This window comes from Mesorhizobium sp. Root157 (assembly GCF_001427385.1).
Taxonomy (GTDB): Bacteria; Pseudomonadota; Alphaproteobacteria; order Rhizobiales; family Rhizobiaceae; genus Mesorhizobium.
This window is the reverse complement of record NZ_LMGJ01000003.1, coordinates 39,948-54,647: the sequence shown is the minus strand read 5'-3', so window position 1 is coordinate 54,647 and position 14,700 is coordinate 39,948. Positions and strand designations below refer to the sequence as shown.

At 61.4% G+C, this 14,700-nt stretch carries 16 protein-coding genes; 4 read left to right on the top strand and 12 right to left on the bottom strand.

Going from position 1 to position 14,700, the window contains the following annotated elements:
• Nucleotides 1–2 precede the first annotated feature (2 nt).
• Nucleotides 3–896, bottom strand: coding sequence for a DMT family transporter (locus ASD64_RS03555; RefSeq protein ID WP_056100795.1), 894 nt, complete (start codon nucleotides 894–896; stop codon nucleotides 3–5).
• 87 nt (nucleotides 897–983) lie between these two features.
• On the opposite strand from ASD64_RS03555, the gene ASD64_RS03550 reads away from it, so the two are divergent.
• Together ASD64_RS03550 and ASD64_RS03545 are read left to right on the top strand one after the other, a co-directional pair.
• Nucleotides 984–1,934: a LysR family transcriptional regulator gene (locus tag ASD64_RS03550; protein ID WP_156459992.1), complete on the top strand. Its 951-nt coding sequence runs from the start codon at nucleotides 984–986 to the stop codon at nucleotides 1,932–1,934.
• 52 nt (nucleotides 1,935–1,986) lie between these two features.
• Nucleotides 1,987–2,220, top strand: coding sequence for a DUF2093 domain-containing protein (locus tag ASD64_RS03545; RefSeq protein WP_056100792.1), 234 nt, complete (start codon nucleotides 1,987–1,989; stop codon nucleotides 2,218–2,220).
• Between the two features lie 6 nt (nucleotides 2,221–2,226).
• Here ASD64_RS03545 and lpxK read toward each other — a convergent pair whose 3' ends face one another.
• The 6 genes from lpxK to ASD64_RS03515 form a co-directional block, all read right to left on the bottom strand.
• Nucleotides 2,227–3,255: a tetraacyldisaccharide 4'-kinase gene (gene lpxK, locus ASD64_RS03540; RefSeq protein WP_056100790.1), complete on the bottom strand. Its 1,029-nt coding sequence runs from the start codon at nucleotides 3,253–3,255 to the stop codon at nucleotides 2,227–2,229.
• Between the two features lies 1 nt (nucleotide 3,256).
• The gene (waaA, locus tag ASD64_RS03535) at nucleotides 3,257–4,573 is read right to left on the bottom strand and encodes a lipid IV(A) 3-deoxy-D-manno-octulosonic acid transferase (protein ID WP_056100787.1); all 1,317 of its coding nucleotides are present in this window, start codon (nucleotides 4,571–4,573) and stop codon (nucleotides 3,257–3,259) included.
• Nucleotides 4,570–5,346, bottom strand: coding sequence for a lysophospholipid acyltransferase family protein (locus ASD64_RS03530; RefSeq protein WP_162249053.1), 777 nt, complete (start codon nucleotides 5,344–5,346; stop codon nucleotides 4,570–4,572). The genes waaA and ASD64_RS03530 overlap by 4 nt, the downstream gene beginning before the upstream one ends.
• Nucleotides 5,347–5,360: 14 nt before the next feature.
• Nucleotides 5,361–5,606 carry a DUF4170 domain-containing protein gene (locus tag ASD64_RS03525; protein ID WP_056100781.1) on the bottom strand — a complete coding sequence of 82 codons (246 nt, stop codon included), beginning with the start codon at nucleotides 5,604–5,606 and terminating at the stop codon, nucleotides 5,361–5,363.
• A 75-nt stretch (nucleotides 5,607–5,681) separates the two neighbouring features.
• Nucleotides 5,682–6,491 carry a 3'(2'),5'-bisphosphate nucleotidase CysQ gene (locus tag ASD64_RS03520; protein ID WP_056100778.1) on the bottom strand — a complete coding sequence of 270 codons (810 nt, stop codon included), beginning with the start codon at nucleotides 6,489–6,491 and terminating at the stop codon, nucleotides 5,682–5,684.
• On the bottom strand, nucleotides 6,478–7,821 hold the full coding sequence (locus ASD64_RS03515; RefSeq protein ID WP_056100775.1) for a TldD/PmbA family protein: 1,344 nt from the start codon (nucleotides 7,819–7,821) through the stop codon (nucleotides 6,478–6,480). Before ASD64_RS03515 ends, ASD64_RS03520 begins: the two co-directional genes overlap by 14 nt.
• 171 nt (nucleotides 7,822–7,992) lie before the next feature.
• Here ASD64_RS03515 and ASD64_RS03510 point away from each other — a divergent pair, with 171 nt between their 5' ends.
• Nucleotides 7,993–8,409: a VOC family protein gene (locus ASD64_RS03510; RefSeq protein WP_056100772.1), complete on the top strand. Its 417-nt coding sequence runs from the start codon at nucleotides 7,993–7,995 to the stop codon at nucleotides 8,407–8,409.
• Nucleotides 8,410–8,427: 18 nt separating this feature from the next.
• Here ASD64_RS03510 and ASD64_RS03505 read toward each other — a convergent pair whose 3' ends face one another.
• From ASD64_RS03505 to ASD64_RS03485, 5 genes are all read right to left on the bottom strand, one after another.
• On the bottom strand, nucleotides 8,428–9,273 hold the full coding sequence (locus ASD64_RS03505) for a patatin-like phospholipase family protein (RefSeq protein WP_056100769.1): 846 nt from the start codon (nucleotides 9,271–9,273) through the stop codon (nucleotides 8,428–8,430).
• Nucleotides 9,270–10,625 (bottom strand): M16 family metallopeptidase, encoded by a 1,356-nt coding sequence (locus ASD64_RS03500; RefSeq protein WP_056101490.1) that lies wholly within the window; start codon nucleotides 10,623–10,625, stop codon nucleotides 9,270–9,272. The genes ASD64_RS03505 and ASD64_RS03500 overlap by 4 nt, the downstream gene beginning before the upstream one ends.
• Before the next feature lie 4 nt (nucleotides 10,626–10,629).
• On the bottom strand, nucleotides 10,630–11,997 hold the full coding sequence (locus ASD64_RS03495; protein WP_056100767.1) for a M16 family metallopeptidase: 1,368 nt from the start codon (nucleotides 11,995–11,997) through the stop codon (nucleotides 10,630–10,632).
• A gap of 94 nt (nucleotides 11,998–12,091) precedes the next feature.
• Nucleotides 12,092–12,646, bottom strand: a complete 555-nt coding sequence (gene rsmD / locus ASD64_RS03490; RefSeq protein ID WP_056100765.1) for a 16S rRNA (guanine(966)-N(2))-methyltransferase RsmD — start codon at nucleotides 12,644–12,646, stop codon at nucleotides 12,092–12,094.
• Nucleotides 12,647–14,041, bottom strand: coding sequence for a pseudouridine synthase (locus ASD64_RS03485; RefSeq protein WP_244480707.1), 1,395 nt, complete (start codon nucleotides 14,039–14,041; stop codon nucleotides 12,647–12,649).
• Here ASD64_RS03485 and ASD64_RS21570 point away from each other — a divergent pair.
• Nucleotides 13,952–14,683: a hypothetical protein gene (locus ASD64_RS21570; RefSeq protein WP_244480710.1), complete on the top strand. Its 732-nt coding sequence runs from the start codon at nucleotides 13,952–13,954 to the stop codon at nucleotides 14,681–14,683. The genes ASD64_RS03485 and ASD64_RS21570 overlap by 90 nt on opposite strands.
• The last annotated feature ends 17 nt before the right edge of the window (nucleotides 14,684–14,700 follow it).

The following is a 14,700-nucleotide window of genomic DNA, read 5'->3' as shown; positions in this document are numbered from 1 at the left end:
TTCTATCGCTTCAGATTGACAACGGCCACGCCGCCCAGGGCCAAGACACCTCCAATGATGCCGAGCAATGTCGGCACTTCCCCGAGCCAGAAGAAACCGATCAGCGTTGCCACCGGGGAGACGCAATAGAGAAAATTCGTGGCTCGGGCAGCTGGCAGGCGAGACAGTGCGATTGCCCATGCGGCATAGGCGATCAGACTGGGCACGATGCCGAGGTAGATGACCGCGCCCAACCCAGCCGTGTCAGCAACCTGCATTTCGGCAACCCCATTGGGCAGGAAAGGCAGCAGGCACAGGGCGCCAAGCACCATGTTCCACGCCGCAACGCCGAGAGGGTTATGATGAGAAAACAATGGCTTCTGGACAATGGTGTTGGTGGCGGAACATAGTGCGGCCCCTAGCACCAGCAGCGTGCCCGTGTTGAATTGGAGTCCGTTACTCTCCCCTATCGCGATGATGCCGATACCCGCGAACGACAAGAAGGTGCCACCCCAGGCAACGACAGAGAAACGCTCGCCCAAAATCATCATTGCCATAATCGCGGTAAAGATCGGACTGACATTGATGATGAAACTCGCCGCACCCGCCGATACGGTCTGCTCGCCAACGTTGAGCATGGCCGTATAAAGCGCCACGAACACAATGCCGCCGAAGGCGAAGCGCCACAATTCGCTGGGCTTCGGAAAGGTCGGGCGCGTGATCGCAAGATAGAGAGCGGCAGGCACGGCTGCGATGGCAAAGCGCAGCGCGCCAAGTTCCAGCGGACCGAATGCTTCCAACCCTGCTCGAATCGCTGGAAACGCCGATGCCCAGCCGACCACTGTGACAGCAACGGCAATTCCTGCCGCTGCATCCATGGCCCGCCGGGAGTCTTGTGTGTCGGCCACCGAATTCATGCCAATTCCTGTTCGATTCTAGCAGCATCTAAAGAGCACCTGTTTACGTACATTGACAAACGAACAAATCGAGGATGAGCTGTGACTATGGATCACAGCTTGAACGCCATGCTGCCGCTGGAAACCCTGCGCGCCTTCGACGCGGCCGCGCGTACCGGAAGCTTTTCAAACGCAGCCGACAAACTGAACATCACGCACGGCGCCGTCAGTCGTCAGATCGCCAAACTGGAAGGCTGGCTTGGCCTGAAGCTGTTCGAACGCGGTGCACGTGGCGTTTCCCTCACCCTCGAAGGTCAGCGATTGCACATTCGTACCAGCGAGGCCTTCGCTCTGATAGCCGACACTTCGGACCGCTGGGTCGAGCCTCGGGGCGCGGCTGTCGTACGTCTCACTTCGATACCATCGATCAGCGGACTTTGGCTGATGCCGCGCCTTTTGGCGCTGGAGAGCCGTGAACCGCGTCTGCGCATCGTTCTCGACGTCGATATCCGCCAGGCGGACCTTGCCGACGAGGGCATCGACTTGTCGATTCGCTGCGGGCGCGGGCGTATCCCCGGCCGCGTCTCGCTGCAACTGTTTGAAGAACATTGCTTTCCCATCGCCTCGCCTGCCCTTGCGGCGGAAATCGGCAAAGGCGACGCAGCCAGGTTCCTTAAATTTCCGCTGGTCCACGATTCGGATGCCTCTGCGTGGCGCGCATGGTTTGCCGCACAGGGGATCGATTATCGGCCACGGCCACAGGACCGCCGTTTCGAGGACTACAACCTCGTACTGGACGCCGCGGCCAATGGCCTTGGGGTCGCACTCGCCCGCCCGCCCCTCACGGTACAGCAGTTGGAAAGCGGACGTATCGTGGCCGTGGATGAACGCCGCGTTCTCAATCCCGTTTCCTATTGGCTGGATCGACCATTGGGGCGGCCTCGCGCCGCGGCTATAGAACTGGCACGCCGCATCGGCGCTGAAGCCGGGACCGATGCCCAGCGTATCGATGCTTTCCTCGCGGCCGATCACTCAGCCATACCAACCGTTGAAGCTTGACCTCGATGCCAATTTGTGGCGATGACATGCACATGAAGCTTGGTGCCCTCACATGATGAACCGCTTTGAAGGCCCCGGCAGCCGGGAAGCCCGCATCCGTTACCTTGATGGCGATTTCCAGGTGACGAGCCCCGGCGCGTTCGTGCGCTGCGCCGTTACCGGCGAAAGCATCCCCCTCGACGAACTGAAATATTGGAGCGTCGAGCGGCAAGAGCCTTACGTCAGCGCCATAATTTCCTTCAACCGCGCACTGGAAATGCACCCGGAGTGGCGTAGCCGGCGGTAAAGGATTTCAGCCCTTGAGTCGACGCAACCGCCAAGCTTCCAGCGTCTCGTTGATGACACGGACCGGCGCGTCTTCCTGTTCGAACACTGTGTCGATCTCCAGAACGTCCAGCATCTCAAGGAATTCACCCGGCGCAGCCCCATGGCGAAGCCGTGCGGCATCCTTGGCTGTCGTTATCAGGCGCACGTCGTTGGCACGGGCGGTCTTCAACAACTCCGCAAGTTCATCCTCGCCATAGACATGGTGATCCGGAAAGGAGCGCGACAGCACCACGGTTCCGCCGGTTTCGGCAACCGTGTCGAAGAACTTGTCCGGGTGGCCTATGCCGGCGAAGGCCAGGAACCGCTTTCCGGCGAACGCTTTCCTGCCGCGGGGTCGCGTGCGGGCCTCGAAAATGGGCTTGCCGGCACGCGCCGCCTGGCGCACGACTCCATCGGCAGCCGTCCCTTCTCCCATTTTCAGCAACGCACTCGTGTACACCAGTTGGTCGACCACTCTGGCCCGCAATGGCCCTGCCGGGATGACCCTGCCGTTGCCAAGCCCATAACGGGCGTCGACCACTACGAGCGCATAGTCGATATGGATGCGCGCGCTCTGAAAGCCGTCATCCATGATAAGGAAATCACAGCCGTGCTTTTCGATCAGCAGCCGCGCTCCGACTGCACGATTGGGCGTCACAACAACTGGCGCATGCTCGGCCAGAAGCAGCGGCTCGTCGCCAACGTGCTTGGCGCTATCGTGTTGTGGATCGACGATGTGCGAGCTGGAAAAACCACCACCATGGCCGCGCGAAAGAATGCCCGGCTTCAATTGCATGCGTTTCGCGTGCCGGGCCAATGCTATGGACACCGGCGTCTTGCCGGTCCCGCCGACGGTGAAATTGCCGACGCAGAGCACGGGAGCCGCAATCTTCTCCCTTTTCGCCGTGTGCATGCGTCGGCCGGCGACGAAACCATAGGTAAAAGACAGCGGCGACAGCGCAAAGGCGCGCCAGTCCGGCTTCTCCCACCAGAACGGCGGCGCTTCGCTCGCCATCCTACTGACTACCCGCGCGCCAAAGCCGCGCCTTCACAACGAGAGGTTGGATATAGGGTTCCAGAGCTTTCATCGTCGCTGCAAGCGCACCGCGCATTTCTTCAACCGTTGCCGCCGCCGCCGTCATCATGTCGTGGCGGGCGACTTCGTTGCTCAGCAGGTAGTTGACGGCGCCGGCGAGCATGTTGCGGTCCCGCACCAGCTTGGCGCCGCCGCTCTCAATCAACTTTTGGTAGGAGTCGCGGAAATTCTGAACATTTCGCCCTGCCAGAACTGCTGTATCCAGCATGGCAGGCTCCAACGGATTCTGGCCGCCTGTCGATGTCAGCGAGCGCCCGACAAAGGCGATCTCGGTCAGTCTCAGATAGAGCCCCATCTCGCCGATCGTATCGCCAAGCAGGATATCGGTGTCGGGAGAAATTTTTTCGCCAAGGCTCCGGCGCGCCACCTTGAGGCCCATGCCCTCCAGTTGAGTGACAAGTGCCTCGGCCCGTTCCGGATGGCGTGGCACAATGATCGTTAGCAGACCGCGATGGCGCGCATGCAAGGCAGCATGAACCTCGGCAGCCATCGCTTCTTCGCCGTCATGGGTCGAGATGGCGGCCCATGTCGGGCGCCCGTCGATCTGGCTTTTTAACGCGTGCAGCGCCGTTTCATCGGCGGGCGGGGGCGCGGTGTCGACCTTGAGATTGCCCGATACGGTGACCGGTCGTGCGCCCAGCGCCCTGAATCGCTCTCCGTCGACTTCGGACTGGGCAACAACATGAGCCAGGTTCTCGAATAGTGCCTCAGCCAGGCTCGCGCGCTTCTTCCACGAGGCAAACGAACGATCCGACATACGGCCATTGACGAGAACTTGCGGTACCCGCCGGGCACCGAGTTCGAGGATCGTCATCGGCCAGATTTCGGATTCGGCAATAATTGCCAGGTCCGGTTGCCAATGGTCGAGGAAGCGGCTGACTGCGGGCTTCAGGTCGAGTGGTACATATTGATGGATGACGCGATCCGGCAATCGCTCCTGCACCACCTTGGCGGACGTGACGGTGCCTGTGGTCAGCACGACATGGACGCCGTAGCCCAGAATGTTCTGCACCAGCGGTACGACCGCGATGGTTTCGCCAACGCTTGCGGCATGCACCCAGATAAGCGGCCCGTCCGGGCGCTCGCGGCCGGCAACCCCATAGCGCTCGCGGCTGCGGCTGCGGTCCTCCTTGCCTTTGGAGGCGCGCCAGGCCACGTAGGGCCCGATGAGCGGATAGGCGGCAGCGCCGACGTAGCGGTATGCCGACAACATCATTCGCGCGGTGCGTTCGCTCATTCGGCGGAGCCCACCAGTTGGTAGGCCTTGGCAGTGGCCGCGTTGAGCGAATCCGTAACTTCCTGGCGCTTGCGTTCCATTTCTGCCTCGTCGGCATCGTTGGGTACGAATACCGGTTCGCCGACAACAACCGAAGACCGGCCGAAGGGCAGATTGATGGTGGTCTTGTCCCAGCTTCGTTCCAGCACCTTGCGTCGACTGGTGGTGATGGCGGTGGGCAGGATCGGCCGGCCGGACAACCTCGCCAGCAGCACAATGCCCAGACCGGCATCGCGCGGCGTGCCGTGCGGGATATCGGCGATCATGGCGACATTCTTGCCTGCGACCAGCGCCTTCTTCAGCGCAATCAAAGCCTTGGCCCCGCCCTTGTCGAGATGGCGGGCATTGTCACGCCCGCCTGAGCCACGCACGGCTTCGATGCCGAATTTCTCGACGACCAGTGCATTGAGTTCGGCATCGGCGCTGCGCGATACCATGGCGACCAACGGGCGGCCCTTCGGATAAAATACCGGCGCGAGAATGTGCTGGCCATGCCACAGGGCGATGATGCCTGGCTCAAGGGTTTTGTATTCGCCCCCCGAGATCGAAGCGGACCCTTTGGCCGGCAGATTGGTCAGGCGGATGAAACGCAGCACTTGAGCAAACAGGCTGGCAATCGCACCCTTGGCGAAGCGCGACTCGGCCAAAGGCTGACGAATCGTCCGCCATGCCTTCTTGAGCGGCCTGTTTCGCTTTGGGCCTGTCACGGAGTTCTTGGCCCGCGACGGCGCGATTTCCTGCTCCGTTGTCAAGCGTCAGCCTTGTTTTGCGGTTCCAACAGCCGGTGCAGGTGCACTACGAAGTAGCGCATATGCGCATTGTCGACGCTGGCCTGCGCCTTGGCTTTCCAGGCCGCCGCGGCGGATTGGTAATCAGGATAGATACCGACGACATCGAGCGCATCGAGGTCGCGAAACTCCGTCCCGCCCAATTCGGTCAGCTCTCCGCCGAACACCAGATGCAGAAGTTGCTGCTTTCCGTCACTACCGCTCATGTTTGTCCTTTGAAACTTGAAAGATTGGCGCTTGGTCTAATCCAAACCTGCTAACATTTAAACCTGCGAATATGCCTACAGCGTATTCGGCTCGGCTATGACGGACGACAGGGCGCCAAGCAATTCACCGCTGCCGGCAGCAAGGGAGCCATGTCTGATCTTTTCGCGGGCGAATAATGGCGCATGCCCGCTGCTATCACGCACTTCGCCACCGGCTTCGCTCAGGATCAGTGCTGCGGCGGCAATGTCCCAGTCGTGCGAATTCGGTTTCACGAAGCTCGCATCGATGGTACCGGCCGCAATCATGGCAAGCCGGTAGGCGAGCGACGGAACATGGGCCACCCGCCGTAACCGTTCCAGCAAACCGACCGGCAGCTGATCAACGAGCGCCTTCGGTCCCGCCACTTCCGGTTCCGGTCTGGTTAGCCGAACAGCGATGCGGCTGCCATTGCAAAACGCGCCAGATCCTGAAACAGCCCAGTAGGTTTCCTGTTTCGCCGGGCAATCGAGAACGCCCGCCAACGACCGGCCCCGCTCCACCACGGCAACACTGACACACCATGTGGCATTGCCTGCCAGAAAGGCACGCGTGCCGTCGATCGGATCCACGACAAAGGTACGGCGTGCCTTCAGCCGGGAAAGATCGTCGGCTGTTTCCTCGGAGAGCCAGCCATAGTCCGGCCGCGCCTTCAACAACGTTTCACGAAGATAGGCATCGGCCGCATAATCGGCCTCACTCACCGGCGAGGTTCCGCCTTTCATCCATACTTCGGGACTTTTGCCGAAATAACGCATGGCGATGGCGCCAGCCTCACGCGCGGCGTCGCGCAAGAGCGCAAGATCTTCCTGGGCCGTAGCAAGGCCGGCTTCGTCAACTCCCGGCAAGGGTCATTCCTTCAATCAACAGTGTCGGGGCCGCCGTGCCGAAATTGCGATCGAGATCGTTGGCTGGAACCAGATTGAGGAACATGGTCTTCAGATTGGAGGCGATGGTCACTTCCGAGACGGGATAGGCGAGTTCACCGTTTTCGATCCAGAAGCCCGACGCGCCACGGCTGTATTCACCCGTCACCATGTTGACGCCCTGGCCGAACACCTCCGTGACGTAGAAACCAGACTTCAGGTCCCCGATCAAATCCTCCGGCGACCGTTCTCCCGCCTCAATGGCGAGATTGGTGGATGACGGCGACACCGACGATCCATTGCGGGAGCCGCGTCCGTTGGTTGTCAGGCCGAGTTCCCGGGCCGCCGATGTAGACAGGAACCAGTGGTTCAGCATGCCCTTTTCGACCATCAGCAGTTTCTCGCCCTCGACCCCTTCGCCGTCGAAAGGTCTCGACGCCTGGCCGCGCCGGCGTAGCGGCTCGTCCGATACGGTGATGGATGCCGACGCCACCTGCTTGCCCATCATGTCACGCAGGAAACTGGTCTTGCGCGCCACCGATGCACCATTGATCGCGCCGGCCAGATGCCCGGCTATGCCCCGCGCCACGCGCGGATCGAACACGACCGTGACCGGCCCGGTTGCCGCCTTTCGCGCACCGAGGCGCTTCACCGCTCGCTCGCCTGCTTTCCGGCCAATGTCCTGCGGCGTATCTAGATCGGCGAAATGCTGGCGTGAGGAATAGTCGTAGTCGCGTTCCATACCGGTGCCCTCGCCCGCTATGACGCTGGCGGAGCGCGAAAAGCGCGTGGCGACATATTGACCGACGAAGCCGTTTGACGTGGCAAGAACCAAACCGCCAAACCCGGCGCTGGCGCCGCTGCCGGAAGAATTGGTTATTCCCTTGACTGCAAGTGCGGCCTCTTCCGCCGCCAGCGCATCCTCCTTGAGCCGTTCGGCGGAAACCTCGGTCGCATCGAACAGGTCAAGGTCGCGGGGCGTCTTTACCAGTAGCGCCTGGTCGGCAAGCCCCTGAAAAGAATCTTCCGGCGAAACCCTCGCCATGGCAACGGCGCGCTCCGCCAACGCTTTCGGATCTGACCCGGCCGTTGCCGAAACGCTTGCCAGCCGCTTACCGACGAACACCCGCAGCGAAACGTCCTCGCTCTCCGAAGCTTCCGTGCTCTCCACCTTGCCCAGTCGGACAGAAACACCCTTGGAACGGCCTACCACGGCCACGGCGTCCGCCGCGTCCGCCCCTGCCCGCCTGGCTGCCTCGACCAGTGCTGCGACGCGATCCGTCAATTTGCCCGCGTCGATCGAATTGGCCATATTCAAATCCCGTGACTCGATCCACGTAAGCGTGGATCGCCTATCGCACCATCTATTGTTCCGGCCTTGCTTGTGCAATGGGAAGAAAGACGATCGCTTGGTAGCGGTTGGCCGGCCTCGACGCTAAACTGGCGGAAATATGGTCATCGTGACGCTTGCGGAGACTTGCTAATGACACCGTTCCATCTCGCCTTCCCCGTTCGCGACCTTGAAGAAACCCGCGCCTTCTACCGTGACGTGCTGGGCTGTGCCATCGGCCGCTCCTCCACGACCTGGGTCGATTTCGACCTTTTCGGGCATCAGATGTCCGCACATCTGCGGCCGCAGGCCTCGACTGCCGCGCGCGATGGCCAGGTCGACGGTGTCGTCGTTCCGATTCCGCATTTTGGCGCCGTCCTCTTGATGGACGAGTGGAGAAAGCTTGCCGAACGGCTTGAAGCACGCGATGACATCGATTGGCTGGAAAGACCGATGATCCGCTTCAAAGGCGAGCCCGGCGAGCAGGCCACGCTTTTCATCCGCGATCCTTCCGGCAATGCGTTGGAATTCAAGGGCTTCCGGTCGCTGGAACAGGTCTTCGCGCACTGAATTGCGACGATTACTTCCTCAATGTTTGTGAGGCTCGTAGTGGGCCTTGAGTGCTGCCTCGACTGCACGCTTCACTTCGCCCTTCACGGATGCGGTTTCAGTCATCACGCTCTCGATCTTCATGAAATCGAGTACGCGAAAGCGTGAAACCGGCGGCCTGATCAGGATGTCCGGCCGGCATTGGCTGAGCTTGTTGGCGATGATCGACTGCATCATCAGTTGTGTGGCGCCGAACATCAGGTCAACGGAACTTGGCCGCTTGCGCTCCGCTTCCGTCGGCGCTCCCACGACATCGACGGCGATGATGATGTCAGCATCGTGCTCGATCAGATCGAAAGGTACGGGGCTGTAGATACCACCATCGATCAGCACACGCCCGTCACGAACCACCGGCCGGAATACAGCAGGGATCGCCGCCGATGCGGCCAGCGCCGAATAGAGATCTCCTTCGCTGAACACGGCAAGCTTGTGGCCGAAGAAATCCGTTGCCGTCACCTTCAGCGGTATTTTCAGATCGGCAAAGGTTTCAGGTACTGCTTCTGGAAGAAAGGCCTTCAAGATACGCTCGACATTGAACTGACTGACATGCAGCCCGCCCTTCATAACTTCCGCCAGACTACCGGGACGCGCCTTCCACATGCGGCTTGCGATTTCCGCACGTCGCGACAGGATGGAGCGGGTATGATCGTGGATTTCCTTTCCGGACATGCCGGCGGCCATGCCTGCTCCCATGATGGCGCCTATGGACGAGCCGGCGATGGCGACGGGCCGGACGCCCAGTTCGTCAAGCGCCTCGATGACATGGATATGCGCCAGACCGCGTGCGCCGCCGCCGCCGAAGGCTATGCCGAAAGTCGGGGTCACCCCTTGCTCCCATCGGTAAGTGCGGGTCCGACCACCATGACCGCCGGCTCCACCGAAAGCAGCCTCTTCGCCACCGCCTTCACCTCGTCCAGTGTGACGCTATCGATCAACCCCGCCCTGCGATCCATGTAGTCGATTCCCAGCCCGTTTAGCTGCAAGCCTATCAGCGTGCTGGCAATCGCGCCCGATGAATCCAGATTGTTGATGGCATAGGCGCCGACAAGATATTTCTTGGCTGCCGCGAGTTCAGCCTCCGTCGGCCCTTCGTCGGCCGTGTGCTTGATCGCATCGCGCACCACTGCCAGCGTTTCAATAGCCCGATCCGCTCGGGTGGCGGTCGTCACGATCAGCGACGAGGCATGCTCCAGGTTGGAGAGCCCTGAATCGATGGAATAAGCAAGGCCGCGCTTTTCCCGCACTTCCTCGAACAAGCGCGAGGTGAAGGTGCCGCCGCCAAGTATCTCGTTCATCAAGGTCGCCGCGTAGAATTCCGGCGCCGATCGCTTTACACCCGGAAACGCCATCTGGATGGAAGTTTGCGGCAGATCGTAGGTCACCTGCAATTGCTGACCGAGTTTCAGGTCCGCATCGAGCACCTGCTCCAGGGACTGCTTTTCCGGGAGCCCCCCGAAAAGCTGATCCAGTTCACGTTGCAAGGTTTTTGCGTCTATTGCTCCGACAACGGCGATATGCAGGCCGCTTCGGGCGAAGGTCGCCTTGTGAAAAGCCCTGAGATCGTCTGCGGTAATCGTTGCCAGACTTTTCTTGGTACCCTCGCTCGGCCGCGAGTAGGGATGACTGCCATAAACGGCACGCCGCCATTCGGTCTCCGCTGCCGTGTTAGGATCGCGCTCGCCGGCGGTGATGCCGGCCAGTATCTGCCCGCGTATGCGGTCTATCGGCGCCTGGTCGAAGCGCGGTTTCTCGATGGCTAACCGCAACAGGTCCAGCGCCTCGTCCTTCTGCTCCGCCAACATGCGCATGGCACCCGATATGCCGTCGCGGCCTTCTGAAATCCGCATCTCGGCGCCCGCGTCGTCGAGCCGTTCCTGGAAAGCGTCGCTGTCAAGATCGCCCGCTCCCTCGTCGAACAGGCCGGTCATCAGGTTGGCGAGGCCTTCCTTGCCGTCAGGATCTTGAGTGCTACCGCCGTCGAAAACGAAACGCAGCGCGATGATAGGGACCGAATAATCTTCCACCAGCCATGCGGTGATCCCTTTTTCGGACTTCACTTCCTGGATCGTCACCGCCGCACGCGCGGTCAGCGTTGGCAGGATGAGGAAAAACGCCGACAGGAAAAGAACAATCGAAGGGAAAATCAACCGTTTCCGGGCAAGTCTGAGATAAGTCATCAACTCAGTTCCCCGTCTGCGCTTCAGGTAACAAATATCCCGTCGTCGCATGGTCCGGTACCAGATAGCGCGCCGCTGCCCTTACGTCCTCCGCAGTAGCCTTGCGGATGCGTTCGGGCCATTTCTCGACATCTTCGACCGTTCCGCCGGTGGCAAGTGTACTGCCGTAGATATTGGCCATGCTCGACTGCCGGTCGCGTGCGAAGATCATCGAGCGCACAAAGCGATTCTTGGCCTTCTCCAGTTCGTCCGCCGACACCCCGTCGCGAGCGATGCGCACCACCTCGGCTTTCACCGCTTCTTCTACCTGATCGAGCGAGGCATCACCGCGCGGCGCGCCATAGACCGAGAAACTCGTGTCATCCAGCATCGTTCCGGCAAAAGAAGCACCGGCGCTGGCGGCAATCCCCTTCTTGACCACCAACTCCTGGTAAAGCCGGCTACGCGAACCACCGCCGAGAATCTCGGCCAAAAGGTCCAGCGCTTCCGCTTCGCCAGGCTTGGCGGTGTTGTATGAAGGCACCACCCACTGAGTCGAAAAGCTTGGCACATTCACCCGCGCGTCGGTCAGCGTTACAGCACGCATGGTGTTTTGTTCCGGCTCGACCGGTCGCAAGCGCGGTGGCAGGTCCGGCCCGCGCGCCACCTTGCCGTAGGTGCGTTCGGCCATCGCTTTGACCGCGTCGGGTTCCACGTCGCCGGCTACCACCAGAACGGCATTGTTCGGTGTGTAATAGCGGTCGTAGAATAGCTTTGCGTCTGTCTTATTCAGTTTTTCAATTTCCTGCATCCAACCGATGACCGGAATCCGATAAGGCTGATTCTGGTAAAGCGTAGCGCTGACCTCTTCCTCCAACAGCGCGTCGGGATTGCTGTCGACGCGTGAGCGGCGTTCTTCGAGCACCACATCGCGCTCCGTCGCGATCACCTCGTCGTTGAGGATCAGGTTGCGCATACGGTCGGCTTCGAACCCCATCATCTGCTCGAGGGCTTCGGGCGCCACTGTCTCATGAAAGGCCGTGTAGTCGTAGGAGGTGAAGGCGTTGTTGCTGCCGCCGATGGCCGCCACCGCACGGTCGAACTCGCCGGTTGCATGGCTGGTGGTGGCCTTGAACATCAGGTGCTCGAAGAAGTGGGCAATGCCGGACTTGCCGGGCAGTTCGTCGGCGCTGCCGACCTTGTACCACACCATATGAGTGACGATCGGCGCACGCCGATCCGGGATGATGACCACTTCCATACCGTTGCTAAGCAGGAAATCCGTAACTTTCCATTCGCTCGACGCTGTTTCCGCGGCAGTTGGTGCGACCGATATGGCGACGACCGCCAGTGTCAATACGGTCCGGCGCAGCCAATGGGCGTCAGGTTTCATTGCTGGCTCCGGTGATCATGCCAAGGACGATAGGCGGGCAGATATGACGACAAAAGTGAATTGTTCGTCATCTGACCGTCGAAGGCGGCTAAAGTCAGGCGGCCTCGATGAAACGGATGACCGTCTCGCCATAGTTGCGCTCGTCAACGACAGAGAAATCCGGACCCGGATCAAAAGATGCCGACGCGGCCTCTTCCACCACGCACAGCGCGTTCGCCGCCAACCAGCCGCCTTGCTTGGCACCGCGAAGCGCTCGTTCACCCAGGCCTTTGCCGTAAGGTGGGTCGGCGAAGACCAGGTTGAACGGTGCCAACGTTCCGGCGTCTCCAGGACCGGTGGCATCGCGCCGGAATATCTTCGTGCGTCCAGTTAGACCGAAGGCTTCGACATTGGTGCGGATCAGGCCGCGCCCTTCGGCCGATTCCTCGATGAACACGGCATAGACGGCGCCGCGCGAGAGCGCTTCCAACCCCAGCGCACCGGTGCCGGCAAAAAGATCCAGCACCCTTGCACCCTCAAGCCTGTCGGAAAAGCGGTGCGCCAGCACATTGAACACGGCTTCACGTGTCCGGTCCGAGGTCGGGCGGATGGCGTTAGAGTGCGGCGTGGCCAGTGGGCGGCCGCGAAGGTCCCCTCCGACGATTCGCATCTAGCGCGCCTTCGGGCCTTTGCCCGGGCCCTTGTGGAAGGGCCTGTCTCCGCCACCGTTCCGGTCTGGCCGGTCGCTACGCGTATTGCCGTGTGGACGATCGTCCCTCGACCTGCCTGGGCCGGATCTGCCGGGCCTGCGGGTATCGGCCTCTGCCTTTTCCGCTTCCCGGCCCTTGCCCGGCGGGCGAGCGCCAGGCGCCATCCAAACATTGGCCTTGCGCTGTCCAGGCGGATCGAGCGGCGGCTTGTCGCGATCGGCTTTCTTGAACCCCGGCTTACCGCCGAATCCGTCACGCTCCGGCTTTCCTCCACGCTCGCCGAAATCACGTTTTGGACGCGTCGACAGTTTGCCCAACGCTTCGTCGCGGCTGTTCTCACGGAATTTACGCCGCTTGATCAGGCCTCCCTCGCCGATTTCGGAGCGCGCCGGCCTTGGGCGCGGGGTTTCTTCCGCCCGCGGCTCGACGCGCCGCACCGGCTGGTTGGAGAACGGCTTGACGATGTCGGCTTCGAAATTGGCACCGGATTCTTCGATCAGGCGCTCGCCCAGTTGGTCGCGCAGCATACGTCCCTTGATTTCCAGAACATGGCCTTCCGGCAGTTCGTTCAGCTGGAACGGCCCGTAGGAAATGCGGATCAGCCGCGTAACGTCGAGGCCGAGTGCGCCGAGAATGTTCCGAACCTCGCGATTCTTGCCCTCGCGCAAGCCGATCGTCAGCCAGGCATTGGTGCCTTGCTCCCGGTCCAGGCTGGCTTCCACGGCGCCGTAGAACACGCCGTCTACGGCAATGCCTTCCTTCAGGCTCGCCAGCGCTTTTTCTTCCACTTTACCATGGACGCGAACCCGGTAACGCCGCAGCCAGCCGGTAGCGGGCAATTCCAGCACACGCGACAGGCCACCGTCGTTGGTCAGCAGCAACAGGCCTTCGGTATTGATATCCAGTCGGCCGATCGTCATCAGCCGCGGCAAATCGGCAGGCAGCACATCAAACACTGTCTTGCGCCCTTCGGGATCGCGATTGGTCGTCACCACGCCGGCTGGTTTGTGGAACAGGAACAGACGGGTGCGCTCGATCGGCGGAATCTCCATGCCATCGAGGTGGATGATATCGTTCTGCGCAACGTTGAATGCCGGAGATTCCAGTATCTTGCCGTTGACCTTGACCCGGCCTGCCGCAATCAATTCCTCGGCGTCGCGGCGCGAGGCGATACCAGCCCGCGCCAGGCGCTTGGCAATGCGCTCGCCAGTCTCCACGGAAGCGTCGCTCGCGCGAGGTCTGGGTTTGAACCCGCCAGATGGCTTGTGATCACCACCAAAGTCGCGTTTGGGGCGGGCAAAGCGCTTGTCGCTTCGCTCACCACCTTCACCAAGGGCCCGGTTCTCGCGCGGCACAAATGGTTTGCGTGGTCCGTCGCGCTTCTCGAAGGGCCTGCCCTCCGGACGAGGTCCTTTGTGGAACGGTCTTTCCGCGCGTGCCTCACCGTCGCGTGGCCGCTCATCGCGCTTGAAATCGCGTTGCGGGCGTTCGCCGCCCTCGGGGCGGGGTTGGCGCGGCATGAATGGCTTGCGCGGCCCGTCGCGCTTCTCGAAGGGCCTGCCCTCCGGACGAGGCCCTTTGTGGAACGGTCTTTCTGCACGTGCTTCGCCCTCGCGGGGCCGGTCGTCGCGCTTGAAATCGCGCTGCGGGCGTTCGCCGCCCTCGGGGCGGGGTTGGCGCGGCACGAATGGTTTGCGCGGCCCGTCGCGTTTCTCGAAAGGCTTGCCTTCTGGACGCGGACCCTTGCGGAAGGGTCCTTCCGCACGTGCCTCACCGTCGCGTGGCCGCTCATCACGCTTGAAATCGCGCTTTGGCCGCTCGCCTGTAGCAGCCGTATCGGATCGCTTGACAAAAGGTTTCTTCTGGCCCGCAAAAGCAGGCTTGCCAGATTTAACGTCGCCAGACGTGCGATTACGGAAGCCGGCTGGCTTTGCGCCGGGCTTGCGCTTGAATTTGTCGTCGTCACTCATGTGGTGTTTGCTCGTTTGCGCGGCTAGATAACAGGATAGCCCTC